Origin of the sequence: Roseobacter sp. HKCCA0434 (genome assembly GCF_032464675.1) — a bacterium.
Classification (GTDB): Bacteria; Pseudomonadota; Alphaproteobacteria; order Rhodobacterales; family Rhodobacteraceae; genus Pontivivens.
In genome coordinates this window covers 11,499-35,197 of sequence record NZ_JAWDKL010000030.1, presented here as the reverse complement: position 1 = coordinate 35,197, position 23,699 = coordinate 11,499, and the positions used below count along the sequence as shown (strand labels likewise).

General features: G+C 69.6%; 27 protein-coding genes. 11 read left to right on the top strand and 16 right to left on the bottom strand.

Annotated features, from left to right (window positions below; genetic code table 11):
* The 3 genes from RX333_RS15280 to phbB form a co-directional block, all read left to right on the top strand.
* On the top strand, nt 1–540 hold a 540-nt coding region (locus RX333_RS15280), incomplete at its 5' end, for a hypothetical protein (RefSeq protein ID WP_316015822.1).
* Between the two features lie 78 nt (nt 541–618).
* On the top strand, nt 619–1,794 hold the full coding sequence (locus RX333_RS15275; protein WP_316015821.1) for an acetyl-CoA C-acetyltransferase: 1,176 nt from the start codon (nt 619–621) through the stop codon (nt 1,792–1,794).
* A gap of 125 nt (nt 1,795–1,919) precedes the next feature.
* Nucleotides 1,920–2,642, top strand: coding sequence for an acetoacetyl-CoA reductase (phbB, locus tag RX333_RS15270; RefSeq protein ID WP_316015820.1), 723 nt, complete (start codon nt 1,920–1,922; stop codon nt 2,640–2,642).
* Between the two features lie 170 nt (nt 2,643–2,812).
* Here the strand turns inward: phbB and RX333_RS15265 are convergent, their stop codons facing one another.
* Complete coding sequence (locus RX333_RS15265) at nt 2,813–2,959, bottom strand: hypothetical protein (protein WP_316015819.1); 147 nt, start codon at nt 2,957–2,959, stop codon at nt 2,813–2,815.
* A gap of 100 nt (nt 2,960–3,059) precedes the next feature.
* On the opposite strand from RX333_RS15265, the gene RX333_RS15260 reads away from it, so the two are divergent.
* Genes RX333_RS15260 through RX333_RS15250 form a run of 3 tightly spaced genes read left to right on the top strand, consistent with a single transcriptional unit; the run spans nt 3,060 to nt 5,639 of the window.
* Nucleotides 3,060–3,995 (top strand): transcriptional regulator GcvA, encoded by a 936-nt coding sequence (locus RX333_RS15260; protein WP_316015818.1) that lies wholly within the window; start codon nt 3,060–3,062, stop codon nt 3,993–3,995.
* A 58-nt stretch (nt 3,996–4,053) separates the two neighbouring features.
* On the top strand, nt 4,054–4,791 hold the full coding sequence (locus RX333_RS15255; protein ID WP_316015817.1) for a type 1 glutamine amidotransferase: 738 nt from the start codon (nt 4,054–4,056) through the stop codon (nt 4,789–4,791).
* Nucleotides 4,743–5,639 carry a DMT family transporter gene (locus tag RX333_RS15250; protein ID WP_316015816.1) on the top strand — a complete coding sequence of 299 codons (897 nt, stop codon included), beginning with the start codon at nt 4,743–4,745 and terminating at the stop codon, nt 5,637–5,639. The genes RX333_RS15255 and RX333_RS15250 overlap by 49 nt, the downstream gene beginning before the upstream one ends.
* On the opposite strand, the gene RX333_RS15245 is transcribed toward RX333_RS15250, so the two are convergent.
* The 3 genes from RX333_RS15245 to RX333_RS15235 form a co-directional block, all read right to left on the bottom strand.
* Nucleotides 5,636–5,806 carry a YdcH family protein gene (locus RX333_RS15245; protein WP_316015815.1) on the bottom strand — a complete coding sequence of 57 codons (171 nt, stop codon included), beginning with the start codon at nt 5,804–5,806 and terminating at the stop codon, nt 5,636–5,638. The genes RX333_RS15250 and RX333_RS15245 overlap by 4 nt on opposite strands.
* Before the next feature lie 90 nt (nt 5,807–5,896).
* On the bottom strand, nt 5,897–6,649 hold the full coding sequence (locus tag RX333_RS15240; RefSeq protein ID WP_316015814.1) for a tRNA1(Val) (adenine(37)-N6)-methyltransferase: 753 nt from the start codon (nt 6,647–6,649) through the stop codon (nt 5,897–5,899).
* Entirely contained in the window at nt 6,646–6,867 is a 222-nt protein-coding gene (locus tag RX333_RS15235) for a DUF2007 domain-containing protein (RefSeq protein ID WP_316015813.1), read from the bottom strand. The genes RX333_RS15240 and RX333_RS15235 overlap by 4 nt, the downstream gene beginning before the upstream one ends.
* A gap of 58 nt (nt 6,868–6,925) precedes the next feature.
* Here RX333_RS15235 and RX333_RS15230 point away from each other — a divergent pair, with 58 nt between their 5' ends.
* Nucleotides 6,926–7,915 carry a polyprenyl synthetase family protein gene (locus RX333_RS15230; protein ID WP_316015812.1) on the top strand — a complete coding sequence of 330 codons (990 nt, stop codon included), beginning with the start codon at nt 6,926–6,928 and terminating at the stop codon, nt 7,913–7,915.
* Between the two features lie 194 nt (nt 7,916–8,109).
* On the opposite strand, the gene RX333_RS15225 is transcribed toward RX333_RS15230, so the two are convergent.
* From RX333_RS15225 to RX333_RS15205, 5 genes are all read right to left on the bottom strand, one after another.
* Nucleotides 8,110–8,952: a 4-(cytidine 5'-diphospho)-2-C-methyl-D-erythritol kinase gene (locus RX333_RS15225; protein WP_316015811.1), complete on the bottom strand. Its 843-nt coding sequence runs from the start codon at nt 8,950–8,952 to the stop codon at nt 8,110–8,112.
* Nucleotides 8,949–10,631, bottom strand: coding sequence for a tetratricopeptide repeat protein (locus RX333_RS15220; protein ID WP_316015810.1), 1,683 nt, complete (start codon nt 10,629–10,631; stop codon nt 8,949–8,951). Before RX333_RS15220 ends, RX333_RS15225 begins: the two co-directional genes overlap by 4 nt.
* A 320-nt stretch (nt 10,632–10,951) precedes the next feature.
* Complete coding sequence (locus RX333_RS15215) at nt 10,952–11,473, bottom strand: hypothetical protein (protein WP_316015809.1); 522 nt, start codon at nt 11,471–11,473, stop codon at nt 10,952–10,954.
* A gap of 122 nt (nt 11,474–11,595) precedes the next feature.
* Nucleotides 11,596–13,248 (bottom strand): electron transfer flavoprotein-ubiquinone oxidoreductase, encoded by a 1,653-nt coding sequence (locus RX333_RS15210; protein WP_316015808.1) that lies wholly within the window; start codon nt 13,246–13,248, stop codon nt 11,596–11,598.
* Between the two features lie 69 nt (nt 13,249–13,317).
* Entirely contained in the window at nt 13,318–14,328 is a 1,011-nt protein-coding gene (locus RX333_RS15205) for a phosphatase PAP2 family protein (RefSeq protein ID WP_316015807.1), read from the bottom strand.
* A 165-nt stretch (nt 14,329–14,493) separates the two neighbouring features.
* On the opposite strand from RX333_RS15205, the gene greA reads away from it, so the two are divergent.
* Nucleotides 14,494–14,964, top strand: coding sequence for a transcription elongation factor GreA (gene greA, locus RX333_RS15200; RefSeq protein WP_316015806.1), 471 nt, complete (start codon nt 14,494–14,496; stop codon nt 14,962–14,964).
* A gap of 25 nt (nt 14,965–14,989) precedes the next feature.
* Nucleotides 14,990–15,922 carry a hypothetical protein gene (locus RX333_RS15195; RefSeq protein ID WP_316015805.1) on the top strand — a complete coding sequence of 311 codons (933 nt, stop codon included), beginning with the start codon at nt 14,990–14,992 and terminating at the stop codon, nt 15,920–15,922.
* Between the two features lie 187 nt (nt 15,923–16,109).
* Here RX333_RS15195 and RX333_RS15190 read toward each other — a convergent pair whose 3' ends face one another.
* From RX333_RS15190 to RX333_RS15165, 6 genes are read right to left on the bottom strand one after another with little or no spacing between them, the layout of a single operon-like run.
* Nucleotides 16,110–17,285 carry an MFS transporter gene (locus RX333_RS15190; RefSeq protein WP_316015804.1) on the bottom strand — a complete coding sequence of 392 codons (1,176 nt, stop codon included), beginning with the start codon at nt 17,283–17,285 and terminating at the stop codon, nt 16,110–16,112.
* Between the two features lie 55 nt (nt 17,286–17,340).
* Nucleotides 17,341–19,407, bottom strand: a complete 2,067-nt coding sequence (locus RX333_RS15185) for a molybdopterin-binding protein (RefSeq protein ID WP_316015803.1) — start codon at nt 19,405–19,407, stop codon at nt 17,341–17,343.
* Entirely contained in the window at nt 19,404–19,898 is a 495-nt protein-coding gene (gene mobB, locus RX333_RS15180; protein ID WP_316015802.1) for a molybdopterin-guanine dinucleotide biosynthesis protein B, read from the bottom strand. The genes RX333_RS15185 and mobB overlap by 4 nt, the downstream gene beginning before the upstream one ends.
* A complete protein-coding gene (gene mobA, locus RX333_RS15175) occupies nt 19,895–20,503 on the bottom strand; it encodes a molybdenum cofactor guanylyltransferase MobA (protein WP_316015801.1) in 609 nt (202 codons plus the stop codon). The genes mobB and mobA overlap by 4 nt, the downstream gene beginning before the upstream one ends.
* Nucleotides 20,500–21,360 (bottom strand): formate dehydrogenase accessory sulfurtransferase FdhD, encoded by an 861-nt coding sequence (locus RX333_RS15170; protein WP_316015800.1) that lies wholly within the window; start codon nt 21,358–21,360, stop codon nt 20,500–20,502. Before RX333_RS15170 ends, mobA begins: the two co-directional genes overlap by 4 nt.
* Complete coding sequence (locus RX333_RS15165) at nt 21,357–22,022, bottom strand: esterase/lipase family protein (RefSeq protein ID WP_316015799.1); 666 nt, start codon at nt 22,020–22,022, stop codon at nt 21,357–21,359. Before RX333_RS15165 ends, RX333_RS15170 begins: the two co-directional genes overlap by 4 nt.
* Before the next feature lie 142 nt (nt 22,023–22,164).
* Here RX333_RS15165 and RX333_RS15160 point away from each other — a divergent pair, with 142 nt between their 5' ends.
* Complete coding sequence (locus RX333_RS15160; RefSeq protein ID WP_316015798.1) at nt 22,165–22,872, top strand: AzlC family ABC transporter permease; 708 nt, start codon at nt 22,165–22,167, stop codon at nt 22,870–22,872.
* The gene (locus RX333_RS15155; RefSeq protein WP_316015797.1) at nt 22,869–23,201 is read left to right on the top strand and encodes an AzlD domain-containing protein; all 333 of its coding nucleotides are present in this window, start codon (nt 22,869–22,871) and stop codon (nt 23,199–23,201) included. The genes RX333_RS15160 and RX333_RS15155 overlap by 4 nt, the downstream gene beginning before the upstream one ends.
* Here RX333_RS15155 and RX333_RS15150 read toward each other — a convergent pair.
* The gene (locus RX333_RS15150) at nt 23,177–23,659 is read right to left on the bottom strand and encodes an Lrp/AsnC family transcriptional regulator (protein WP_316015823.1); all 483 of its coding nucleotides are present in this window, start codon (nt 23,657–23,659) and stop codon (nt 23,177–23,179) included. The two genes, RX333_RS15155 and RX333_RS15150, sit on opposite strands and share 25 nt — an antisense overlap.
* Between the last annotated feature and the right edge of the window lie 40 nt (nt 23,660–23,699).

Below are 23,699 nucleotides of genomic sequence, written 5' to 3'. Positions count from 1 at the left end.
ACGCTGAGCCCCGCCATCGCGCCGTGGCGCGACGCGCTGCGCCCGCAGGGCGCCTCGGTCCGCGCCGCCCTGCGCGCAATCGCGCACGCCCTCGGCCTCATCCCGCCCGAGGTGATGCAGTCCCTCTTCGCGAGCCTCGACCCCGGCCTCGCCCTGCGCAAGTTCGAGCGGTTCGCGACCCTCGAAGGGTTCGACGCGCGCCTGTTCACCGCGGTCGAGGACTGGTTGAACGACCCGGTCCCCGTCGCCCCGCGCGTGGCAGAGGAGGTCCTCGCCGACTGGCATCTCGACGCGGCACTGACCCGGGGATGGCAGTTGATGGGCGGCCCCGTCCGGCCCGACGCCATCGCCTGCCCCACCCTCAGTTTCTGCGCGACGCGCGATACCATCGCCCCACCGACCAATGCCGAGGCGCTGCCCCGCGCCATTCCCGGCGCGCGCATCCTGCGCCCCGATAGCGGCCATGTCGGCATGATCGTAGGCGCTGACGCGGCGCGCGCGGTTCACCTTCCTTTACGAAAGTTTCTCGAAACCCTCTGATCACGTCACTTTATGAGGTGGTATTTTGCGCGCGACGCAGTAGGTTGCGACGCAACAACGCAGTGAAAAGGAAACCCCATGACCAATGTCGTCATCGCCTCGGCCGGGCGCACCGCGGTCGGATCGTTCAACGGATCCTTCGCGAACACCCCCGCGCATGACCTCGGCGCCGCCGTTATCAAGGGCGTGCTGGAGCGGGCGGGCGTCTCCGCCGACGAGGTGTCCGAGACGATCCTCGGCCAAGTCCTGACCGCAGCTCAGGGCCAGAACCCCGCGCGTCAGGCGCACATCAACGCGGGCCTGCCGAAGGAGGCATCGGCCTGGGGCATCAACCAGGTCTGCGGCTCCGGCCTGCGGGCCGTGGCGCTCGGCGCGCAGCACGTGCAGCTCGGCGACGCGGACATCGTCATCGCGGGCGGGCAGGAGAGCATGAGCCTCGCGCCCCATGCGGCCCACCTGCGCCAGGGGCAGAAGATGGGCGATATGAAGTTCATCGACACGATGATCCGCGACGGGCTGTGGGACGCGTTCAACGGCTACCACATGGGCCAGACGGCCGAGAATGTCGCGAACCAGTGGCAGATCACCCGCGACCAGCAGGACGAATTCGCCGTCGCCTCCCAGAACAAGGCGGAGGCCGCGCAGAAGGCGGGCAAGTTCGACGACGAGATCATCGCCTATACCGTGAAGACCCGGAAGGGCGAGACGGTCGTGGACAAGGACGAGTACATCCGCCACGGCGCGACGCTGGAGGCGATGCAGAAGCTGCGCCCCGCCTTCACCAAGGACGGCTCGGTCACGGCGGCCAACGCCTCGGGCCTCAACGACGGCGCGGCGGCGACCCTCTTGATGAGCGCCGAGAACGCCGAGCGCCGCGGGATCGAGCCGCTGGCGCGCATCGCCAGCTACGCGACCGCGGGCCTCGACCCCTCCATCATGGGCGTCGGCCCGGTCTATGCCTCGAAGAAGGCGCTGGAGAAGGCCGGCTGGTCCGCCTCCGACCTCGACCTCGTCGAGGCGAACGAGGCCTTCGCCGCACAGGCCTGCGCCGTGAACAAGGAGATGGGCTGGGACCCCGAGATCGTGAACGTGAACGGCGGCGCCATCGCCATCGGCCATCCGATCGGCGCGTCGGGCTGCCGCGTGCTCAACACGCTGCTGTTCGAGATGAAGCGCCGCGACGCGAAGAAAGGCCTCGCCACGCTGTGCATCGGCGGCGGCATGGGCGTGGCCATGTGCGTCGAGCGGGACTGACCCGGTTTCCCCGCGGGGAATAGGTCAGCAACACAGACGATTTCCCCGAGGGGAAACAGATGAGGGCGGGGGCCTTCGTGCCCCTGCCGCGAGAAAAAACACAGCCAGATCGGGAGGAAAACGACATGGCAAGAGTGGCACTGGTCACCGGCGGCACGCGCGGCATCGGCGCGGCCATCGCGAAGGCACTGAAGGCCCAAGGCTGCGAGGTCGCGGCGACCTATGGCGGCAATGACGAGGCGGCGAAGGCCTTTACCGACGAGACCGGCATCAAGACCTACAAGTGGTCGGTCGGCGATTACGACGCGTGCAAGGACGGCATCGCTGAGGTGGAGGCCGATCTCGGCCCGGTGGACATCCTCGTCAACAACGCGGGCATCACCCGCGACGCGCCCTTCCACAAGATGAGCCCGCAGCAGTGGCAGGAGGTCATCGACACCAACCTCACGGGCGTGTTCAACATGACCCACAACCTGTGGGGCGGGATGCGCAAGCGCAAGTTCGGGCGCGTCATCAACATCTCGTCCATCAACGGGCAGAAGGGACAGTTCGGGCAGGCCAACTACTCGGCGGCCAAGGCGGGCGACCTGGGCTTCACCAAGGCGCTGGCACAGGAAGGCGCGCGCGCGGGCATCACCGTCAACGCGATCTGCCCCGGCTACATCGCCACCGACATGGTCATGGCCGTGCCCGAGAAGGTCCGCGAGAGCATCATCGGCCAGATCCCGGTGGGCCGCTTGGGCGAGGCGGAGGAGATCGCGCGCACCGTGGTGTTCCTCGCCTCGGACGATGCGGGCTTCGTCACCGGCTCGACCATGACGGTCAATGGCGGGCAGTACCTGACCTGATCGCCGCGCCCATTCCCCGCGGGGAATGGGTCAGCATGGCAGACGGTTTCCCCAGGGGGAAACGTGATATCAAAAGGCCCGGCGAAGTGATCCGCCGGGCCTCTCTCGTTCTGCGGCCGCGCGTCGGGCCTTTGCGGGATGGGCGGCCTGCGGGCGGTCGGCGGAACGGATCAGGCGCGCCCGCCGAGGCGGCGACGCAGGGCGCGGATCAGGCCGAACGCGGCGCGCGAGCGGGCCTCGTGCGCGCGCTGCTCGATCTCGGTCAGGGTCAGGTGGCGGGTGGCATAGGTCGGGGTGTCGTTGTGCAGGTCGTACATGGCTCGGGCTCCTTGATCGCTTGGGGTTGAATATGTTGATGCACCTGCCATCCTACAAACGCGAATATCTGCCATTCGGACAAGGTGAGCTTAACCGATCATGCCCGACCGACTGCCGCCGCTGACCGCGCTGCGCGCCTTCGAGGCCGCTGCACGGCACATGAGTTTCCGCGATGCGGCGGACGAATTGGCGGTCACGCCCGCCGCGCTCAGCTACCAGATCAAGAACCTGGAGGCGCATCTGGGCGCGCCGCTGTTCCGGCGGCTCAACCGCGCGGTGGAGCTGACCGAGGCCGGGCGGATGCTGCTGCCCGGTGCGCAGGACGGGTTCGACCGGCTGCGCGGCGCATGGCGGGCGACGCAGCGGCTGACGGAAGACTCGGTGCTGACGATCACCGCCGGACCAGGCTTCACCGCGAAGTGGCTGGCCCCGCGCATGTACCGCTTCGCCGAGGCGAACCCGGACATGGAACTGCGCGTGTCCGCCTCGCTGCGGGTCATGGACTTCGCGCGGGACGAGGTGGATGTGGCGATCCGCTTCGGCCTCGGGCGCGACCGGGGGCTGCATTCGGAGCATCTGCTGGACGAGTGGGTGACGCCGATGATGGTGCCGGAGATGGCGGCGCGGGTGGCGACCCCGGCGGACCTCGCCGCACTGCCGCTGATCCACGAGGACAGCCTGGGCTTCATGGACCCCCGCCCCGACTGGGCCGCCTGGCTGCGCGCGGCGGGGGTGAACGAGGACGCGGCGGCGCACGGCACGCGGTTCAGCCAGGCCGATCACGCGGTGGACATGGCGCTGGAGGGGGTGGGCGTGGTGCTGGGGCGCGCGTCGCTCTGCGATCGCTACCTCGCCTCGGGGCGGCTTGTCGCGCCCTTCGACCTCGCCCTCTCGACGCAAGCGCATTACCGCTTCATCTGCCCCGAAGGGGCCGAGGCGCGGCCCGCCGTGCGCCGGTTCCGCGACTGGCTGATGGCGGAGATCGAGCCGACGCGGGCGCTGGCCGAGGGGCGGCGGATCGTGCCGCTCGACTGACCCTCTTGGCACCGCCTCCGGCCCGGCATACCGTCCCGGCGCGAGCGTGGAGGATACGATGCGGATCGGGATACTTGAGACGGGCGAGGTGCTGGGCAAGCTGGGCGAGGATCACGGCCCCTACCCCCCGATGTTCGAGGCACTGCTGGGCGGGGCCGATGGCGATCTGAAGTTCGAGACGATCCGCGTGGTGGCGAGCGAGATGCCCGAAAGCCCCGAGCAATGCGACGGCTGGCTGGTCACGGGCTCCCGCCACGGGGTCTATGACGACCTCCCGTGGATCGAGCCGCTCAAGGCCTTCCTGCGCGAGTGCCTGAGCGCGCGGGTGCCGGTGGTCGGCATCTGTTTCGGCCACCAGATCCTGGCCGAGGCGATGGGCGGCCGCGTGGTGAAGTCCGATCGCGGCTGGGGCGTCGGCGTCCACGCCTATGACGTGAAGGAGACGCCCGCCTGGATGGAAGGCGTCGGCACCATGTTCGCCGCCCGCGCCGTGCATCAGGATCAGGTGGTGGAGCGTCCGCCCAACGCGACGGTTCTGGCATCCTCCGCCTTCTGCGACTACGCGGCGCTGGCTTACGGCGACGTTGAGGCCCCGGCGGCGATCAGCGTGCAGCCGCACCCCGAATTCGATGCCGAGTTCGTCGGCGACATCGTGCGCGCGCGGATGGGCGAGACCATTCCGCGCGAGGTGGGGGAGGCGGCGCTCGCCACCCTGTCGCAGCCGGTGCACAACGCGGAGTGGGGGCGGTGGATGGTCCGCTTCTTCCGCGAGGCGGCGGCGCGGCGGCAGGCGTGAACGCCACGCTGGTCGGTGCGGGCGCGGTCGCGCTCTGGGCGACGCTGGCGCTCTTCACCGTGCTGGCGGGGGACGTGCCGCCCTTCCTGCTGACGGCTTTGTGTTTCGCCATCGGGGGCGCGATCGGCGTGGTGTGGACGGTGCTCGGACGCGGCTTTTCCGTGCTGGCGGGGCTGGGGTGGAAAGTCTGGGCGCTCGGCGTCGGGGGGCTGTTCGGCTATCATTTCTTCTACTTCACGGCGCTGCAGAGCGCGCCGCCGGCCGAAGCCGGGCTGATCGCCTATCTCTGGCCGCTGTTGATCGTGTTGTTTTCCGGGCTGTTGCCGGGCGAGCGGTTGCGGCGCGGGCATGTGGCGGGCGCGCTGATCGCCTTTGCGGGCGCGGTGCTGCTGCTGGCGCGGGCGGATCTGAGCTTTGCGGGCGAGCATGCATTCGGCTACGCGGCGGCGGTGCTGTGCGCGCTGCTCTGGTCCGGCTATTCGGTGCTGTCGCGGCGATTCGGCGACGTGCCGACCGAGGCGGTGGCGCTGTTCTGCCTCGCCACGGCGGTGCTGTCGGGCGTGGCGCATGTGCTGCTGGAGCAGACGGTCTGGCCGCAGGGTGCGCGCGGCTGGTCGGGTGTCGTGCTGCTGGGGCTGGGGCCGGTCGGAGCTGCGTTCTACCTCTGGGATTGGGGGGTGAAGCGGGGGAACATCCAGCTTCTGGGCACGGCGTCCTATGCGGCGCCCCTACTGTCGACCCTGATTCTCGTCGGCGTCGGGGCGGCGGCGCCGAGCTGGCCGCTGGCGCTCGCCGCCCTTCTCATCACCGGCGGGGCGGTGGTCGCCGCCCGCGCCGGATCGGGCTAGGCCTGTTCGGACAGGCGGGTGATTTCCTCTTTCAGCCGGAGCTTCTGCCGCTTCATTTGCGCAAGGTGAAGGGTATCGCTGCCGGGGCTGCGCTGTTCGATCTCGATGTTCTTGGAGAGGGATTCGTGCTTCTTGCGAAGCTCGGTCACATGTGCGGAAACGCTCATTCAGGGTCCTCCTAGGAAAAAGATCTTTCGCCGCTCCATTGCGACACGAAGAGGGCGACCTGTCACGTCTGGAAATGAGCGCGTTTTTCGCTATATTGCGGCCAAGTCGAGGGGGGCTGCGTGACGCAGTACGGCCTCGGCTTTTTCCGTGAAATCTGCGCCGTCCCCCTCATGCCGATCCCCCGCGTGCAAGACGAAGGGCGGCAGCAAGCGCAGCGGTCCGCGCGCGTCCTTGCGGCCCTGCACGATCACCCGTTCCGCGGCGCGACCCGCACGGGAGGTGAGCGGCAGCACGCGGATGTCGCCCGCACGCCCGTCGAGGGCGGCGAGGATCGGGGCCAGGCGCTCGGCCCGGTGGATCATCGTGAGCGTGCCGCGCGCGCGCAGGCGGCGGAGCCCCGCGTCGATCCAGGTTGCGAGCGGCGTGTCCTCGACATGGGCGATCCGGCGGCCCGCATCGCGCGGCGGCAAGTCGTGCGCGCCGTAATAGGGCGGATTGGCGATGACGTGGTGGAACTGGAGCGCGCGCAGGGCGGCGGGCATGTCGGCGAGGTCACCCTCGACGATCTCCGTCCCCGGCAGGTTCAGGCGGGCAAGCGCCGCGTAGTCCGGTTGCAGCTCCAGCCCCGTAGCCTCCACCGCGACGCGGGCAGCGAGGCAGGCGAGCGCCGTGCCCGCGCCGCAGCCCAGTTCCAGCACACTGTCCCCCGCTCGCGCAGGGCAGGCGGCAGCGAGCAAGACGGGGTCGGTGGCAGCGCGGTAGCCGTGGCGCGGCTGGCGCAAGGTGACCCGACCGCCGAGGAAGGCATCCTCGGTCAGATCCTCGGGGGCGAAGCCGGTCATGCCCCCGCGCTCGGCTCGATCTCGTTGTCGCGCAGCACCGCGCGGGCGCGGAAGGCGTCGCGGCGCGCGACCATCAGGCGGCGCGGCAATATGCCGATGGAGCCTTCGAGGATACTCGTATGGACGTCCAGCACGAAGGGGTCTATTCCTTCGCCACGCAGCAGCGCCTCGGCGAAGCTGAGCGTGACGGGATCGTTGGTGCGCAGGATCTCTTCCATGAGGGTGGGTCTATCCCCTACCCCGCGCCCCGTCGAGACGAGAGGTGGAGCTTCCCCGATGAAAGACAGCGACCAGACCCCGGTGCACCGTCTGCAAGGCCTGCTGTCCGACCGGATGGAGGCCGTGAACTCGCTGATCGCCGACCGCATGGCGAGCGAGAACGCCCCTCGCATCCCGCAGGTCACGGCGCATCTGGTGGGTGCGGGCGGCAAGCGCATCCGGCCCCTGATGGTGCTGGCGGCGGCGGCGCTCTACGGCTATCGCGGCGATAACGACGTGAAGCTGGCCGCGACGGTGGAGTTCATCCACACCGCGACCCTGCTGCATGACGACGTGGTGGACGAGAGCGAGCAGCGCCGCGGGCGGCCGACGGCGAACCTGCTGTGGGACAACCAGTCGAGCGTGCTGGTCGGCGACTACCTGTTCGCGCGGTCCTTCCAGTTGATGGTTGAGGCCGAGAGCCTGCGCGTGCTCGACATCCTCGCCAACGCGGCGGCGGTCATCGCCGAGGGCGAGGTGCTGCAACTGTCCGTGGCACGCGACCTGACTACGGTCGAGGACACCTATATCAAGGTGGTGCGCGGCAAGACGGCGGCCCTGTTCGCGGCGGCGTCGGAGGTCGGCGGGCTGGTGGCGGGCGCATCCGACGCGGATGTCGCGGCGCTGCGCCGCTATGGCGACGCGCTGGGGATCGCGTTCCAGATTGCGGACGACCTGCTCGATCTGGTGGGCGAGGATATCGGCAAGAACACCGGCGACGACCTGCGCGAGGGCAAGCTGACCCTGCCGGTGATCCGCGCGCTTGCGGTGGCGCAGGGCGAGGAGCGGGCCTTCTGGGAGCGGCTGATCGGCAAGGGCCGGTTCGAGGAGGGCGACGTGGAGCGCGCCCGCGCGATCTTCGACCGGCACGGGATCATCGAGGGCGTGCGCGAGAGCGCCTTCGACTGGGTGGCCGAGGCGCAGTCGGCGCTGGAGGGCCTGCCCGAGGGCGATGTCCGCACGTCGCTACACGATCTGGCGGAGTTCACGGTGGCGAGGCTGCGGTAGGCAAAGGGTGGTCTCGGAGCGTGAGCCGCGCAGCGACGGGCCGCGGTGCGGCGATCTGACGACTGTTCGTGGCACTTTATGCCCGCCAAATCCGCACGACCTATCCACATCGCGCCTCCACCAGCCAGATCGTTGTGCCGGGGGGCGGCCCGGCAATGCGCGGCGGCCTACGGCCTTGATTCCGCGCAATCCCGCTACGCCACCGGCGCGGCCACGCACCACCAGTCGGACCGTGCCTTGCGGATGCGCTCCGCAGCGGTCAGGGCCGCGCCCTCGTCCGGGTAGAGCGCCACGCAGGTCGCGCCCGAGCCGGACATCCGCGCGAAGCGGGATGTGGTGCTGAGGGCCTCCAGCACCTCGCCGATCACCGGGGCGAGGGTAAGGGCGGGGGGTTCCAGATCGTTGCGCTCGGCGCTCAGCCAGTCGGTGAAGGCCTCGAACCCGCCGAAGCGTTCGGGCAGGTCCATCGGCGGATTGTGCACGGCGTCGAGCCGCCCGAACACCTGAGCCGTCGCGACCTGTACGCCGGGATTGACCAGCACGCACCAGAGAGGCGGCAGCACGGGGACCGGGCCGATCCACTCCCCCACGCCGCGCATCCGGGCGGGCGTGCTGCCCAGGCACACTGGGACATCCGCGCCGAGCGACACGTAATGCGCGGCCTCTCCCAGTTCGACCTGCCAGAGCCGCGCAAGCGCGCGCAGCGTCGCCGCCGCATCCGCCGAGCCGCCGCCGATGCCGGAGGCGACGGGCAGAACCTTGCCGAGCCGGATCGCGGCGCCGCGCGCGTCGTCGAGCATCCGTGCCGCGCGCAGCACCAGGTTGTCGCCCTGCCCGGACAGGAACGCGCCGAACGGGCCGTCGAGGGTGAGGGAGAGGTGGCGCGAGGGCTCGACCTCGATCAGATCGCCGACGCGGGGAAACACCACCAGCGAATCGAGCATGTGCAGCCCGTCGGGGCGGCGACCGGTGACGTGCAGCGTCAGGTTGACCTTGGCGCGGGCAAGCTCGCGGATCGGGGCGGCGTCGTCGCTCACCCGTCGCCGGCCTCTTCCTGCGCGATGACCGCGTCGAGGCCGATGTCGAGCTTTTGCCGGATGCGCGCCTCCTCCGCCGGTTCGGGATCGAAGGACAGGGCGCGGCGCCACTGGAACTCCGCCTCGCGCTTGCGCCCGACGGTCCAGTAGACGTCGCCCAGATGGTCGTTGATGATCGGGTCGACGGGGGCGAGTTCCACCGCGCGCTCCATCGGCTCCACCGCCTCCTCGAAGCGGCCAAGGCGGTAGAGCACCCAGCCCAGCGAGTCGGTGATGTAACCGTCATAGGGGCGCTGCGCGACGGCGTTGCGGATCATCTCCAGCGCCTCGTCGAGATTCTGCCGCTCCTCCACCATCGAGTAGCCGAGATAGTTCAGCACCAGCGCGTTGTCGGGATCGAGGTCCAGCGCCTGACGGAAATCGGCCTCGGCCTGCGGCCAGCGGCCCGCATCGTGATGGGACACGCCGCGCTGGTAGAAGACCAGCCAGTGCCGCTGCATCGGCTCGCCCAGCAGGGAAACGGCGCGGTCGAGCGCCTCGACCGCCTCGTCGGGACGCTCCGCCCGGCGCAGCGCCTCGCCGTAGAGGTAGTTGAGCCGCATGGTGTTCGGGTAGGCCTGCACGAGACCGGAGAGCACGGCGAGCGCCTCGCCCTCGCGGTCGTCCTTGTCGAGCGCATCGGCGCGGCCCAGCTCCGCCTCCACGAATTGCGGCGCGTCGGAGGGCACGGCATCGAAGGCGTCACCGGACAGGGCGAACTGCCCCTGCCGATTGAGGATTTCCGCGACCAGCAGCTGCGCGTCCGACAGCTCGGGCTGGATATGGGTCGAGAGGCGGCCATAGATCAGCGCCACGTCCTCGCCCTCGTCGCCCAGCACGGAGGCGAGGTCGAAGAACACCTCCGCGATGCCTTCGGTGGGCGAGGAAATGAGGTCGAAGCTTACGTCGCCCTCGTTCTCCAGCGTGCGGCGCAGGGTGCCGAAGGCGCTGTCGCCGAAGCCGGTGGCGAGCACGTCGCGGGTCAGGGTCAGGGCGGTGTCGGTCTGCCCGACCTCGGCCAGCAACTGGATGCGCGCAAGCGTCGCGCGGCGGTTCAGGCGGATCGGGCCGTCGGCGCCGGTCTCCATCGCAGCGCTCGCCGCCTGGATGTCGCCTTCGAGCGCCAGCGCCAGCGCCCGGTGATAGGCCGCGAAGACGCGGTAGGTGTCGTTGCCGTCGATGCGGGCGAAGACGGCGCGCCCGTCCTCCACATCGCCGAGCGCGATCATCAGCCAGCCGCGCAAGAGGTCGGCGAGAAGCGGCGTGACGCCCTGCTCCCCCTCCTCGATCCGGGCGAGGGCGCTGGCGAAATCGCCCTCGGCCACGTCATCGGCGAGCGCGACGAGCGTGGCGAACTGGTTCTCGGTGTTGAGGTCGAGCAGCCGGTCGGCGATGGAGGCCGCGACATCCACGTCCCCCGCCGCGACCTGCGCCTGCATGGCGCGTTGCAGCAGGCCCGTATTCTCCCCATCGAAGCCCAGCGCGCGGGTGTAGTAGAGCGCGGCGGCCCGGTGGTCGGAGCGCATCTCGGCCTGCTGGGCGGCGAGATAGGCGCCCGAGAGGTTGCGCGACTGGGCGAGCGCGGGGGCGGCCAGCGGCAGGGCCAGGGCGGTCAGGACGATCAGGAAACGGCGCAGCATCGGATACCTCGGACTGTTTTGCACCAACCCTAGGGATGCCGGGGGGCGAGGGCAATCTATGCGGATACGTGGCATGGTGTCCGGGGGGCGTGGGAGATCGCCGATATTCGGTTGGTTCAAGGTGTGGGGAGTACGCGGCCTGAAATTCAGTCGATCCTAAGAAGGGGCGGAGAGCAATCTTAGCGATCAACCTCAAAACCCACATCATCAAGTAAACCGGACAACGCGTTTGCTTCGAATACTGGGAAATCCGTATCGCCAAACATCGCCCGGAAAGCAACCTCGACGGGGGTTTGCGAATTGGCCATCTCCCAAATAGCTCATTTGATCAACTGCCTAATTGGGCTATGGAACACTTTACGGTGGCCATCAAATTTTTTATCTAATGAGAAGTATATCTTAGAATCTAGTATATTATCCTCATGGCTTGAAACAATATCTCCCTTGCAGAATAGAAGCATTAGCACTATTTGAAATTTATTTGATCTTAGGAATGAATCTCTGTTTGAAAAACCCTCCATTTTCGGAATTATTTGTTCTACTCCGTTTGCAATAGTAAACTCTTTAGAGAACTTCATTGTTTCTGCAAGCGGAGCCTTCCTATAATCCGTACCATACTCCTCCTTCCAAGCGCGCATCTTCTTGTGCCTGACAGGTTCATCCATCAGATAGCAGTGCACTACTCCAAGCACCTTCTCGCCCTCGCGAACCGTGAATTCATTGCTGTGAAAAACACGGGCCATCACATCGTTTTCACCCCGCTCGATCGAGATGCCGGATGGGATATGCACATACAATCCGGAGCCTTCGTAACGAATATCCGGAAATTCCTTCCCCCCCACGTCACAGTCATTGTCCGCCCCCGTTCATCACACCCAGCAGCTCCGGCGCCAGCGGGTACAGCCGCAGCGCCCGCTGCCAAAAAACAATCGGCCCGGTGGAGTGCACCGGGCCGTTCTAGGCGTCACATGTTGGGGTAGTTGGGGCCGTCGCCGCCTTGTGGCACGGTCCAGACGATGTTCTGCAAGGGATCCTTGATGTCGCAGGTCTTGCAGTGGACGCAGTTCTGGCTGTTGATCTGGAACTTGTCGCTGCCGTCATCGGCCTTCACGAACTCGTAGACGCCCGCCGGGCAGTAGCGTTGCGAGGGGCCCGCGAATTTGGGCAGGTGGACATGCGTGGGCAGGTCCTTGTCCTTGAGCCTGAGGTGCACCGGCTGCTCCTCGGCATGGTTGGTGGCCGAGAAGGAGACGTTGGTGAGCCGGTCGAAGCTGAGCTTGCCGTCGGGCTTGGGGTAGGCGATCTCCTTGTGCCGCCGCGCGGGCTCGGTCGCCTCGGCATCGGTTTTGCCGTGCTTCATCGTGCCGAAGAGCGGCCGCTTGAGCAGCGTCGCCGCCCACATGTCGAGACCGCCGAGCGCCAGCCCCGCCGTCAGGCCGTAGCGGGACCAGAGCGGCTTGACATTGCGCACCTTCTTGAGGTCGTCGCCCACCGGGCCGTCGCGCAGCTCGGCGTTGTAGTCGGTCAGCTCGTCGCCCTGACGGCCCGCCGCGATGGCCGCGTGCGCCGCCTCCGCCGCCGCCTTGCCCGACAGCATCGCGTTGTGGTTGCCCTTGATGCGCGGCACGTTCACGAGGCCCACCGAACAGCCCAGCATCGCGCCGCCGGGGAAGCACGCCTTGGGCATCGACTGGTAGCCGCCCTCGGTAATCGCGCGGGCGCCGTAGGCCACGCGCTTGCCGCCTTCGAGCACCTTCTTGATCTCGGGGTGGTGCTTGAAGCGCTGGAACTCCTGATAGGGCGAGATGTAGGGGTTCGCGTAGTTCAGGTGCACGACGAAGCCGAGATACACCTGGTTGTTCTCGGCATGGTACATGAACGACCCGCCGCCCGCGTTCTTGCCCAGCGGCCAGCCCATCGAGTGCGTGACCTGCCCCAGCTTGTGGTTCTCGGCCGGGATCTCCCAGATCTCCTTCATGCCGAGGCCGTATTTCTGCACGTCGCTGTCCGCGTCGAGGCCGTAGCGGGCGATCGCCATCTTCGACAGCGACCCGCGCACGCCCTCGGCGAGGAAGACGTACTTGCCGTGCAGCTCCATCCCCGGCTCGTAGCCCGCGCCCTTGGTGCCGTCCTTCTCGATGCCGAATTCACCGGCGACGACGCCCTTGACCGCGCCGTCCTCGCCATAGACCAGCTCGGAACAGGACATGCCGGGGAAGATCTCGACGCCCAGCTCCTCGGCCTGCTCGGCCATCCAGCGGCAGACATTGCCCATGGAGACGATGTAGTTGCCGTGGTTGTTCATCAGGGGCGGCATGGGCCAGTTGGGGACCTTCACCTGCCCCTCGGGGCCGAGGACGAGGAAGCGGTCCTCGGTCACTTCGGTGGTGACAGGGGCGCCGCGCTCCTTCCAATCGGGGATCAGCGCGTCGAGGCCGCAGGGGTCGAGCACCGCGCCCGACAGGATGTGCGCGCCGACCTCGGAGCCCTTCTCCAGCACCACGACCTGAAGATCGGCGTCGAGCTGCTTGAGCCGGATCGCCGCACTCAGCCCCGCGGGGCCGGCGCCGACGATGACGACGTCGTATTCCATTGCTTCGCGTTCGATCTCCGACATGGGTCCTACCTTCCGTTGCCCGCGTGGGGAATTTTGTTTCGCAACAGGTATTCGGGGGTGCCGTGCGCGTCAATCGGCCTGCGCGGCCGCGACGCGGGGTCGGGACCGGGTGACGATGCGTCCCGAGGCCCACCAGACCAGCACGACCAGCGCGATGGAGGCGTATCCGTCCACCGCGTAGTGCCAGCCATAGCTGACCGAGGTGAGCTGCGTCAGCGCGAGATAGCCGATCCCGATCAGCCCCGTCAGGCGCGATATGGCGACGAGATAGACCATGACGAGCGCGGCCATCCCGACATGGACCGACGGAAAGGCCGAGATGGCGAAGCCGACGCGGCCCGTCCTCTCCTCCCAGTTCTCCCACATCATGGTCTGCAGGCGGCGCACGGCCCCGTCGGCCGGGACCACCGCCTCGCGCACCGCCTCGTAATCGGCGTAGCGTGCGATGCCGGTCAGATCCGCGTAATAGACCGGCCCGACCGAGGCGAAGAGCGCGGCGAGCAGGTTGCCCAGCCCGATCCAGACGAAGAGATAGCCGACCAGCACCCGGTTGCGCCGCCCTATGTCGGGGTCGAAGGCGGTGGCGAGCACCGGCAGCGACAGCGCCAGCACGGTCCAGGCGAAATGGTAGCCGATGAAGTGCACCTGAAAGGGCACCTGCGTGGCGAGGGGCCAGTAGACCCGCCACGCATCGTGGCCGAGATGGACCAGCCGGTCGAGCTCGGCGAACAGCGGATCGGCCCAGTAGCCCAGCGGTAGCGGCACCATCGCCTTGACCACCGCGAAGGCGGGAATGAGGTAGAGCCAGACCGCGGCCCCCACCAGCACCGCGCCCAGCAGCCGGCCCGCGACGCCCGCCCCGCCCCGGCGGCGCAGGCCGTAGAGCGTCAGCAGCACGCTGAGGGCGAGCAGCAGGGCGACGAGCACGCCGTCGCGCCCGCCGCGCAGCATCATCGACAGGATGCCGTGCTCGGTCCCCGCCAGCGCGCTGAGCGCCACGGTCAGCAGGAAATAGGCCGCCAGCCCGAGGTTGAAGATGACCGGCACCGTCATCGGCGCGCGCCTCCCATCCGTCGTCATGCTCCCCCCGGCCCGGCCCCCGCGCCGGTCCCTTGCAACTGCCCTGCGGCGAACCTATCGTCGGGTCACGGGCCGTGCCAGCGAAAGCGCGGCCCTTTTGACGTTCCGCGGCCCGGCCCCATCTGGCCGGACCCCGCGAGAGCCGCACTCTGAATGGAGAGAAAGATGGAGAAGGTCCCCCTGACGGAACAGGGATTCGCAAGGCTCGATGCCGAGCTGAAGAAGCTGAAGCTCGAAGAACGTCCCGCCGTCATCAAGGCGATCGCCGAGGCGCGCGAGCATGGCGACCTGTCCGAGAATGCCGAGTACCACGCCGCGCGCGAGAAGCAGTCCTTCATCGAGGGGCGGATCAAGGAACTCGAGAGCGTGATCTCCCGCGCGGAGGTCATCAAGGTCTCCAGGATGTCGGGCAGCATCAAGTTCGGCGCCACCGTGACCATCGCGGACGAGGACACGGACGAGGAGAAGACCTACCAGATCGTCGGCGAGCAGGAAGCCGATATCGAGAAGGGCAAGCTCAACATGAAGTCGCCCCTAGCCCGCGCCCTGATCGGCAAGGACGAGGGCGACAGCGTCGAGGTGCGCACGCCCGGCGGCACGCGCAGCTACGAGGTCGTCTCGATCGCGTACAAGTAACGGTCAGTCCGGCGGGGGCACGGCGATGCGGGATATCTGGAACGGTTGGTGGATCGCGGCTGTGGCCGCGGGGGCCTGGGTGCTGCTGGTCGGCGCCTGGCTGATCGGCGTCGCTTCCGGCGCGGGCGACATGCTGTTCGGCGCGCTTGCCGCCGTGGTGCCGGTCGGGCTGATCGGTCTGCTGGCCATGGCCATGCGCCGGATCGCCGAGACCCCGCAGGCAGCCGTCGCACCGCCGCCGCAGCCCGCGGGCCTGCCCCGGTCGGAGGCCGAGCAGATGTTCCGCAAACTCGCCCAGCGTCAGAAGGCCACAGACGAGGCGCTGGCCGCCCTCATGGAGCGGCGCGAGGCCACGCCCGAGGCTTCGGCCGAGACCCGCCCGCCCGCGCGTCGGCAAGGGGCCGAGCCGCCGGGCAAGGGGCGTTTGCCGAAAGCCGAGCCGGGCCAGCCCGACCTGCCGCTCGACGGCGCGCCCGAGCCTCAGGCGGCACCGGACTGGCCCGATGTGCTGCGCGCGCTCAACTTCCCGCAGGATGCCGACGACCGCGCGGGCTTCGATGCGATGCACCGCGCGATGCAGGACCGGCAGCTCGCGCTGATCCTGCGCGCGGCGGAGGACGTGCTGAACCTGATGTCGCAGGACGGCGTCTACATGGACGATCTCGACCCGCGGCCCATCGAGCCCGCGCTATGGCGCCGCTTTGCCGAAGGGGAGCGGGGCGAGGCCATCGCCGGGCTCGCCGCCATCGAGGATGCGGACGCGCTGGCGGCGGTGCGCGGGCGCATGCGCTCGGACGAGATCATGCGCGATACCGGGCTGCACTTCCTGCGCCATTTCGATGCCTGGCTGAAGGAGCAATGCGCCGCGCAGGAGGATGGCGAGCTCGCCCGGCTGGTCGAGACCCGCTCGGGCCGGGCCTTCCTGCTGCTGGGCACGGTGACGGGCGCGTTCGAATAGGAGCGGTGCATTTGCGCGGAATCAAGCCGAAGGCGCCACGCATCGGTCGTGTTGAAAGCACGCCTCCGGCACGGCGATCCGGCTGACGCAGGCGCGCAGCGGTGGGAGCGTGCGGACTTGGCGGGCATGAAGTGCCAGGTACAAACCGAGGATCGCCACACCGCGGGCCCGACGCTGCGCGGCGCGCCTACCCCTCCACGCCCTGCCCCGGCTGCCAGATCCGCCCCAGCCACAGCGCGAAGACCAGCCCCACCGCCGACATGACCGCGGCGAGCCCGTAGGTCATCCCGCCCGCCAGCGGGTAGAGCCAGGCCGCGGCCTGCATCCCCAGCGCCACCAAGATGCCGCCGATGGCCGAGCTGAACATGCCCTGCGCGGAGGCCGCCAGCCGCTCGGGCACCGCGGCGGCGATGAAGGCGATGCCGCCCAGATGCCCCGCCGCGAAGGTCAGCGCGTGCAGCGCCTGCACGGCCCACAGCACCGCGCCCGTCGGGTCGGTCATCATCAGCCCCCAGCGGATCACGCCCGCCGCCGCACTCAGCGCGATGGCCCCGACCGCGCCGAAGCGCGTCACCAGCCAGGTTCCCGCGACCAGCATCAAGAGCGTCTCCATCGCCACGCCGAAGGACCACAGCTGCCCGATCTCCGCCTCTCCCACGCCGAGGGCCTGCCAGTGCAGCGAGCCGTAGGCGTAGTAGACCGCGTGGCTCGACTGCGCGAAGCCGATGGCCCCGATGAAGACGAGGAAGCGCCGTGCGCTCAGCATGCGGGCGAGGTCGCGCATGTCGGGCGGCGTGGTGGAGCGGACCTTGCCGCCGCCGGGATGGGTGAGGCCCAGCCACAGCGTCGCGCCGAGGCTGACGACGATCCAGGCCTGCGCCACCCAGATGCCCTCCCGCGGGATCAGCCAGCCCACGGCGAGACTGGTCACGAGGAAGGCGAGCGAGCCCATCGCGCGGGCGGGGGCGTAGGAGAACCCTCCGGCCCGCGCGGCCGCCGAGCCCAGCGCATCGCCGAGCGGGATCAACCCCGCGAAGACCGCGCCGGTCGCCATCGTCGCGATCAGCAGCACCCACTGGTCGCTGATCAGGTGGTGCACCGCGAAGGCGAAGGCGCCGAAGCCCGCGACCGATCCCAGCACCAGCCGCCGGTTGTCGATCCGGTCGGCCAGCGCGGGCAACGCCAGCCCGGCGATCACCCGCACGATCATGCCCGCGGCGGTGAAGGTGCCGATAGCCCCGTCGCCGAGGCCCCACTCCTTCAGCCACAGCGTCCAGAACGGCAGGTGCACGCCGAGGGCGGCGAAGATCGCGGCATAGGTGAGAGCGGTGCGCGCCTGTCCCGGCGCGAGGCGGTGGGTCATGGGAAAGCCCCTTTCGCCCTGCCCTTACCAGCGCGGACGGCAGGCGCAAGGGGGGTCAGAGGTCGAAGGCGGCGTAGGGCAGGAAGGTGACGGGCGTGCCGGGCGTAACGTCGAGCGCGCCGTCGGGCAGTTCGCACAGGCCCTCGGCCCAGCTCAGCCCCCGGATGCGGCCGGAGCCTTCGGAGGGGTAGACGTGCACGGCCCCGTCCTCGATCCGCGCACGCAGATATTCGCGGCGGCCCGGTTTCTTGGCCTTGGTGAAGGCGGCGGGCAGCGTGATGCCTTGCGGCGCGGTCCAGTCCGCCCCGGCCAGCCGCATCAGCGCGGGCCGCGCGAAGATCAGCGCGCAGACGAGGGCCGCGACCGGGTTGCCCGGCAGGCCGAAGACAGGCACGCCACGCCACAGGCCCATCGCCAGAGGTCGGCCCGGCTTGACCGCGATGCGCCAGGTGGTGAGCGCGTCTGCCGCGCGCAGGGTGGCGGAGACGTGATCCTCGTCTCCCGCCGACGCACCGCCGGTGGTCAGGATGGCCTGCGCCTCGGCCCCGCGATCGAGGGCCGCGCGCACCGCCTCCGCCCGGTCGGGGACGATACCGAGGTCGATCGCCTGCATCCCCCAGCGCTCGATCAGCGACAGGAGCATGGGGCGGTTGGCATCGGGCGTGCCGTCGGGGCCGAGCTCGTCGCCCGTGGACATCACCGCCACCCGCAGCGGCGCGCGGACATGGACGCGGGCCTGCCCAGACGCGGCGAGCAGGGCGAGATCGGGCGCCCGCAGGCGGTGGCCCGCGGCCAGCAGCGTATCGCCCTTGGCGAAATCCTCCGCCACGGGGCGGATGTTGCGGCCCCGCTTCAGCCCGGCGGCAAAGCGGAGGCGGTCGCCGTCTCGGGTCACGTCCTCCTGCAGCACGACCGTGTCGGCACCCTCCGGCACGGCGGCCCCGGTGAGGATGCGCAAGGCGTGGCCGGGGGCGACGGTCCCGTCGAAGGGCGCGCCCGCCGCCGCCCGGCCCGATTGCAGGGCGAGGTCCTGCGGCCCCTCGGAGAAGGCAAAGGCGTAGCCGTCCACCGCCGAATTGGCGACGTTCGGGTTGTCGCGCACGGCATGGACCGGCTCGGCGAGGATGCGTCCCCCGGCACGATCGGCCGCGACGCTCTCGATCCCCGCCACCGGGTCGAGGCCCGCGCGCAGCCGGTCGAGCGCGACGTCCACCGGCGTCCAGTCCACCCCCGGAGGCAGGGCGAAGCAGTCGTTGCGCAGGGGGGTGGCGGGGGCCTCGAAGGGAAGGCCAAGCACCCAGCCCTCCTCGACCACCACCTCGCGGGGGGCTGCGCTGAGGTCCATGAGGCGGGCGAGGTCGCCTTTACGGTCGAGATCCGAGAGGTGGGTGGCGGTCACGCGGACCTGCGCGCGGTCGGGAACCTCGTCGGTCTTGATCGCGGCGGCGACGCGGTCGCGAAACAGGCCGGGATAGATCTCGGCGATCACCACGTCCGCCTCGGGCACCTGCCCGCCCGTGTCGAAGGGCCAGACTTGCGCCCCGGTCCCGGCCCTCAGCGCGGCGAGGCGCGGGACGCCGAGCAGGCTTTGCGAGCCGACCGCCCCCGCGCCCGCCAGTTGCCAGACCGGGAAGGCCCCGCCCGCGTCGGTCGCGCGGCGTTCGGGCAGGCCATGGCCGTCGCGGGTATCCTTGTAGGGAATCGCCGGGTGACGGTCGCGGTGGCTCTTCGACCAGAAGGGGCCGGTGCCGGGCAGCGCCGCGTTGATCGCCTCGGCCACGTCGAAGCGGTTGGAGGCGTTGTCGTCCGCATCCTCGATCCGCGCGGCGAGCCAGTCCCACAGCGCCAGCGCCTCGTCGCGCCCGGTCAGCGCGCGGGCCAGACCGCGCGGCCAGCAGAAGGCGAAGTCGAAGCCGATGAGGATGCGGCGACCCGCCGCCCGCTCCACATCGATGCGCCGCGCGATCCAGTCGATCGCGGCGGCGCGGGTGCGCAGGTAGACCGGCTCCTCGGCTCCCTCGCGCGTGGCGATGCCGATCCAGATCGCGTCCTTGGTGGGCTTGGCGGGACTGGGGCTGTTGCGCGCCGACCAGTCCACCGCGAGGATCGTGTCGAACCTCACAGGCCCACCTCCGCCAGAATGAATTCGGCAATGGCACGCGTGTCGTCGAGCGGCAGGACCGGCACGGCAAGTCCCTCGGGCGCGGCGTCGCTCGCCACCGCCCGGATCGTATCGTCCTCGCGCGCGATCAGAGGCTGGCCGGTGGCGGTGCGGTGCGCCTCGACCTTTGGGTGGCGGTCGCGTTTGTAGCCCTCGACCAGCACCAGATCGACCGGGTCGAGCCGGGCGAGCAACTCGGCGAGCGGCGGTTCCTCCGCACCGCGCAGCTCGCTCATCAGCGCCCAGCGGTTGCGGGAGGAGAGCAGCACCTGCGACGCCCCCGCGACCCGGTGCCGATGGCTGTCCTTGCCCGGATGATCGACGTCGAAGCTGTGATGCGCGTGCTTGACGGTCGAGACGGTGAGGCCGCGCCCGGTGATCTCGGTCACCAGCCGCTCCATCAGCGTGGTCTTGCCGGAATTCTTCCAGCCGGTGATGCCGTAGAGCCTCATCGCGCGCGGGCCCTTTCCAGATCTTCGGGCGTGTTGACGTTGAAGAACGGGTCCTCGCCGTCGAAGCTGACGCGCGCGCAGCCATGCGGATCGGTCCAGGCGACGACCTTGCGCGTGCCCTCCGCCAGTGCCGCGCGCAGGTCGTCGCGCAGGGCGGTGGACCACAGGCCGAAGGTGGGATGCCGGTCGAAGCCGCCGCCGTCGCGCGGCGTCTCGGCGCGGGCGAGCGGGCTGCGTTCGGACACGGCCCCCAGCCACAGCCCGTCCACCAGATTGCACGGGAAGAACGGCGTGTCGGCGGCGGCGGTGGCGATCCAGTCGAAGCCCTGCCCCGCCGCCCAGTCCATGCCCGCCAGCACACCGGCCAGCGGGCCGGGGCGCGTGTCGTCCGCATCCGCGATCACCGGCAGGTCGTATTCGGCGAAACGCGCCGGGTCGCCATTGGCGTTGAGCGCGAGTGCGGCGACCTGCGGGGCCAGCCGCTCGATCACATGGGCGAGGATCGGGCGGCCGCCCAAATCCAGCAGCCCCTTGTCGCCACCGCCCATGCGCCGTGCCTCCCCGCCCGCGAGGATCACGCCCGCGATCTGCGCGCGCCCGCTCATGCGCTGCCCTTCCTTCCAGCCTTGCGCGGCTCGTCGGGGACGGCGGAGAGGTCGGCGTCCCGCTCCAGCCGCGCCTCGCCCGCGAGGCAGACGAACCGCCGCCCGCGCAGCCGCCCGATGAGTGTGAGGCCGACGCGGTTCGCGATCTCCACCCCCCAGGCGGTGAAGCCCGAACGGCTGGCGAGCGCGGGAATGCCCATCAGGGCGGTCTTGATGACCATCTCGGAGGTCAGTCGCCCGGTGGTGTAGAGCAGCTTGTCCGAGGCCGCGATCCCCTCCATCCGCATCCAGCCCGCGATCTTGTCCACCGCGTTGTGGCGCCCGACATCCTCCATGTAGACCAGCGGTTGATCGCCCTGACACAGCACCGTGCCGTGGATCGCGCCTGCCTCCAGGTAGAGGCTCGGGGTGGTGTTGATCTGCTTGGCCAGCGCGTAGAGCTCGGAGGTGCGCACGGTCAGGTCGGGCAGGCGCACGTCCTCCAGCCCCTCCATCATATCGCCGAACACCGTGCCGACCGCGCAACCGGAGGTGCGGGTGGCGCGGGCGAGCTTCGCTTCGTAATCCGTCTCTCGCGCGGTGCGGACCACCACGGCCTCGACCTCGTCGTCGAACTCGACGGCGGTGATCTCGTCCTCGGGCAGCAGCATCCCCTGGTTGGCGAGGTAGCCCACAGCCAGCCATTCGGGATGGTCGCCGATGGTCATGGCGGTGACGATCTGCTGGGAGTTGAGCCAGATGGTCAGGGGCCGCTCCTCCACCACTGGCAGGGCGACCTCGCGCCCCTCGTGGTCGTGGCCGGTGACGGTGCGGGTCAGGCGGGTGTCGTGCGGCGTGGGGCCGATCAGGTAGGTCATGCGCGCTCCTTGGCGAAGGCGCCCCGTTCGAGGAACGCGCCGACCTGGCGGGCGGCCTCCAGCGACAGGGGCAGCATCCCGTGGATCGTGTTGGTGATCAGCGCGTCGGCATGGTCCACCCCGAGCGCGGAGGAGAGCGGCACCATGCCGTCGGACGGCTCCTCGATCCCCCAGAGCGCCGAGAGCCGGTCGACGGGCGCGGAGCCCGCGATGATCCCCAGATCGCGCGCGACCTCGCGCGGCAGCTCGCTCAGCCCCATGTCCGCGGCGGCGATGCGGTGCAGCGCCGGTCCCATCAGGTTCGCCACCATCTTCACGTCACTCAGGAACGCCGCCATCGGCGACCCGAGATTGGGCGAGCCGAGCTGCACCACCCGGTGGATACGCGCGGGATCGGCCAGCTTCAGCCGCAGCGACAGCACGCCGCCCAGCGAATGCCCGACGAGGTGGCAGCCCGCAGGCGCCGCCCGCGCGATCTGCGCGTCGAGATCGGCCATCGCCTCCCCCGGCACCACGTGGCGGGAGCGGTAGTTGAGCGTGAAGCAGGTGAACCCCGCCGCCTGCAGCCGGTTGGCCATCAGCAACATCGAGCCCGGCCCCCGGCCCAGCCCGTGGATCAGGCCGACCTGCCGGTCGGGCGGTATGTCGCGCGGATCGCTCATCCCCCCGAGATAGGAACAGTGCGGCCCGCTTGTCCATGCCCGGTCTCTCATCAGCGCCGCTGATCGTGACCCGCACAATCGAGCGCTTGAGCCTGCCCGCCCCCGGCGCGATAGTCCGCGCGGATTCGAGAGGTGCAGGCCAATGACGCAGGTGACACGCTGGTTCTGGCGCGGGGCGCGCGACGGGCTGCCCTTCACGCTGGTGGTCACACCCTTCGCCCTGCTGTTCGGAGTGGTCGCGACCGAGACCGGGCTGACCCTGCTCGAGACGATGGCCATGACCGTGCTGGTCATCGCGGGCGCGGCGCAGTTCACCGCCGTCGCGCTGCTGGAGGATGGCGCGCCGATCGCCATCATCGTGGCGACGGCGCTCGCCGTGAACCTGCGCATGATGCTCTATTCCGCGTCGATGAGCACGCATCTGGGTGGCCTGCCGACATGGAAGAAGGCGCTGGCCGCCTATTTCCTGGTCGATCAGTCCTATGCCGCCGCGGTGTTGAAATACGAGGCGGAGCCGGGCGCGTCGGTCGCGGCCAAGTTCGCCTATTTCATGGGGGTGATGCTCCCCATCGCGCCCTTGTGGTACGGATTCACGCTGGTCGGCGTGCTGGTGGGCAGCGCGATCCCGCCGGAATACGCGCTCGACTTCGCGGTGCCGATCACCTTCATCGCGCTGGTGGCCCCGGCCCTGCGCAGCCTGCCGCATCTGGTCGCGGCCATCGTGTCGGTGATCGTGGCGCTGGCGCTCGTCTGGGTGCCCTACTCGCTGGGCCTGATGGTCGCCGCTGCGGTCGCGATGTGTGCGGGGGCCGCGACCGAGATCGCGCTGGAGCGGAGGGCACAGGCATGAGCGGCGCGTTCGATCCCGCGACCGTCTGGACCGTCATCGTGCTGATGGGGATCGGCACCTTCCTGATCCGGTTCTCCTTCCTCGGCCTGATGGCGGGCAAGCGTTTCCCGGACTGGGCGATGCGGCTTCTGCGCTACGTGCCGGTCGCCGTCATGCCGGGGCTGGTCGCGCCGCTGGTCGTCTGGCCTGCGGCGACGGGGGGCGAACCCGATGCCGCCCGGATCGGGGCGGCGCTGGCCGCGCTCGCCATCGGGGCGGCGACGCGCAACACGCTGGGCGCGATCCTGGGCGGCATGGGCGCGCTCTACCTCCTGCTCTGGCTGGTCTGAGGCAACGGCAGTTCGCGCCCCGCGCGCACGGTGCGCAGGGCGAAGCTCGACTGCATCTGCGCGACGCCGGGCAGGCGGCTGAGATGCTGGCGGTGGATGCGGGCGAAATCCTCGCTGTCGGCAGCCATGACCTTTGCGAGGTAATCGGCGGCCCCCGCCATCAGGTGACATTCCACGACGTCCGGCACGCGGGCGATGGCGGCCTCGAAGGCGTCGAGCACCTCCTCGCTCTGCCCCGCCAGCGTGATTTCCACGAAGACCACCGCCTTGCGCCCGATCGCCGCCGGGTCGAGCCGCGCGCCGTAGCCCGCGATGACGCCCGCCTGCTCCAGCCGCCGCACGCGCCTGTGGCAGGCGGAGGGTGACAGGTGCGCCGCCTCGGCCAGCGCCGCATTGGTCAGCCGCCCGTCGCGCTGCAGCAGGGTCAGCAGCTTCAGGTCTTGCGCGTCGAACTCGATCATCGGCAGATTCTCCCGGCTCAAGCCGCTTCGATGCACG

What these genes read in the sequence shown, in the direction of transcription:
- RX333_RS15275 (WP_316015821.1), top strand. Translation starts at nt 619, where the DNA reads ATGACCAATGTCGTCATCGCCTCGGCCGGGCGCACCGCGGTCGGATCG.
- phbB (WP_316015820.1), top strand. Translation starts at nt 1,920, where the DNA reads ATGGCAAGAGTGGCACTGGTCACCGGCGGCACGCGCGGCATCGGCGCG.
- RX333_RS15265 (WP_316015819.1), bottom strand. Translation starts at nt 2,959, where the DNA reads ATGTACGACCTGCACAACGACACCCCGACCTATGCCACCCGCCACCTG.
- RX333_RS15260 (WP_316015818.1), top strand. Translation starts at nt 3,060, where the DNA reads ATGCCCGACCGACTGCCGCCGCTGACCGCGCTGCGCGCCTTCGAGGCC.
- RX333_RS15255 (WP_316015817.1), top strand. Translation starts at nt 4,054, where the DNA reads ATGCGGATCGGGATACTTGAGACGGGCGAGGTGCTGGGCAAGCTGGGC.
- RX333_RS15245 (WP_316015815.1), bottom strand. Translation starts at nt 5,806, where the DNA reads ATGAGCGTTTCCGCACATGTGACCGAGCTTCGCAAGAAGCACGAATCC.
- RX333_RS15240 (WP_316015814.1), bottom strand. Translation starts at nt 6,649, where the DNA reads ATGACCGGCTTCGCCCCCGAGGATCTGACCGAGGATGCCTTCCTCGGC.
- RX333_RS15235 (WP_316015813.1), bottom strand. Translation starts at nt 6,867, where the DNA reads ATGGAAGAGATCCTGCGCACCAACGATCCCGTCACGCTCAGCTTCGCC.
- RX333_RS15230 (WP_316015812.1), top strand. Translation starts at nt 6,926, where the DNA reads ATGAAAGACAGCGACCAGACCCCGGTGCACCGTCTGCAAGGCCTGCTG.
- RX333_RS15220 (WP_316015810.1), bottom strand. Translation starts at nt 10,631, where the DNA reads ATGCTGCGCCGTTTCCTGATCGTCCTGACCGCCCTGGCCCTGCCGCTG.
- RX333_RS15210 (WP_316015808.1), bottom strand. Translation starts at nt 13,248, where the DNA reads ATGTCGGAGATCGAACGCGAAGCAATGGAATACGACGTCGTCATCGTC.
- RX333_RS15205 (WP_316015807.1), bottom strand. Translation starts at nt 14,328, where the DNA reads ATGACGACGGATGGGAGGCGCGCGCCGATGACGGTGCCGGTCATCTTC.
- greA (WP_316015806.1), top strand. Translation starts at nt 14,494, where the DNA reads ATGGAGAAGGTCCCCCTGACGGAACAGGGATTCGCAAGGCTCGATGCC.
- RX333_RS15195 (WP_316015805.1), top strand. Translation starts at nt 14,990, where the DNA reads ATGCGGGATATCTGGAACGGTTGGTGGATCGCGGCTGTGGCCGCGGGG.
- RX333_RS15190 (WP_316015804.1), bottom strand. Translation starts at nt 17,285, where the DNA reads ATGACCCACCGCCTCGCGCCGGGACAGGCGCGCACCGCTCTCACCTAT.
- mobB (WP_316015802.1), bottom strand. Translation starts at nt 19,898, where the DNA reads ATGAGGCTCTACGGCATCACCGGCTGGAAGAATTCCGGCAAGACCACG.
- mobA (WP_316015801.1), bottom strand. Translation starts at nt 20,503, where the DNA reads ATGAGCGGGCGCGCGCAGATCGCGGGCGTGATCCTCGCGGGCGGGGAG.
- RX333_RS15170 (WP_316015800.1), bottom strand. Translation starts at nt 21,360, where the DNA reads ATGACCTACCTGATCGGCCCCACGCCGCACGACACCCGCCTGACCCGC.
- RX333_RS15165 (WP_316015799.1), bottom strand. Translation starts at nt 22,022, where the DNA reads ATGAGCGATCCGCGCGACATACCGCCCGACCGGCAGGTCGGCCTGATC.
- RX333_RS15160 (WP_316015798.1), top strand. Translation starts at nt 22,165, where the DNA reads ATGACGCAGGTGACACGCTGGTTCTGGCGCGGGGCGCGCGACGGGCTG.
- RX333_RS15155 (WP_316015797.1), top strand. Translation starts at nt 22,869, where the DNA reads ATGAGCGGCGCGTTCGATCCCGCGACCGTCTGGACCGTCATCGTGCTG.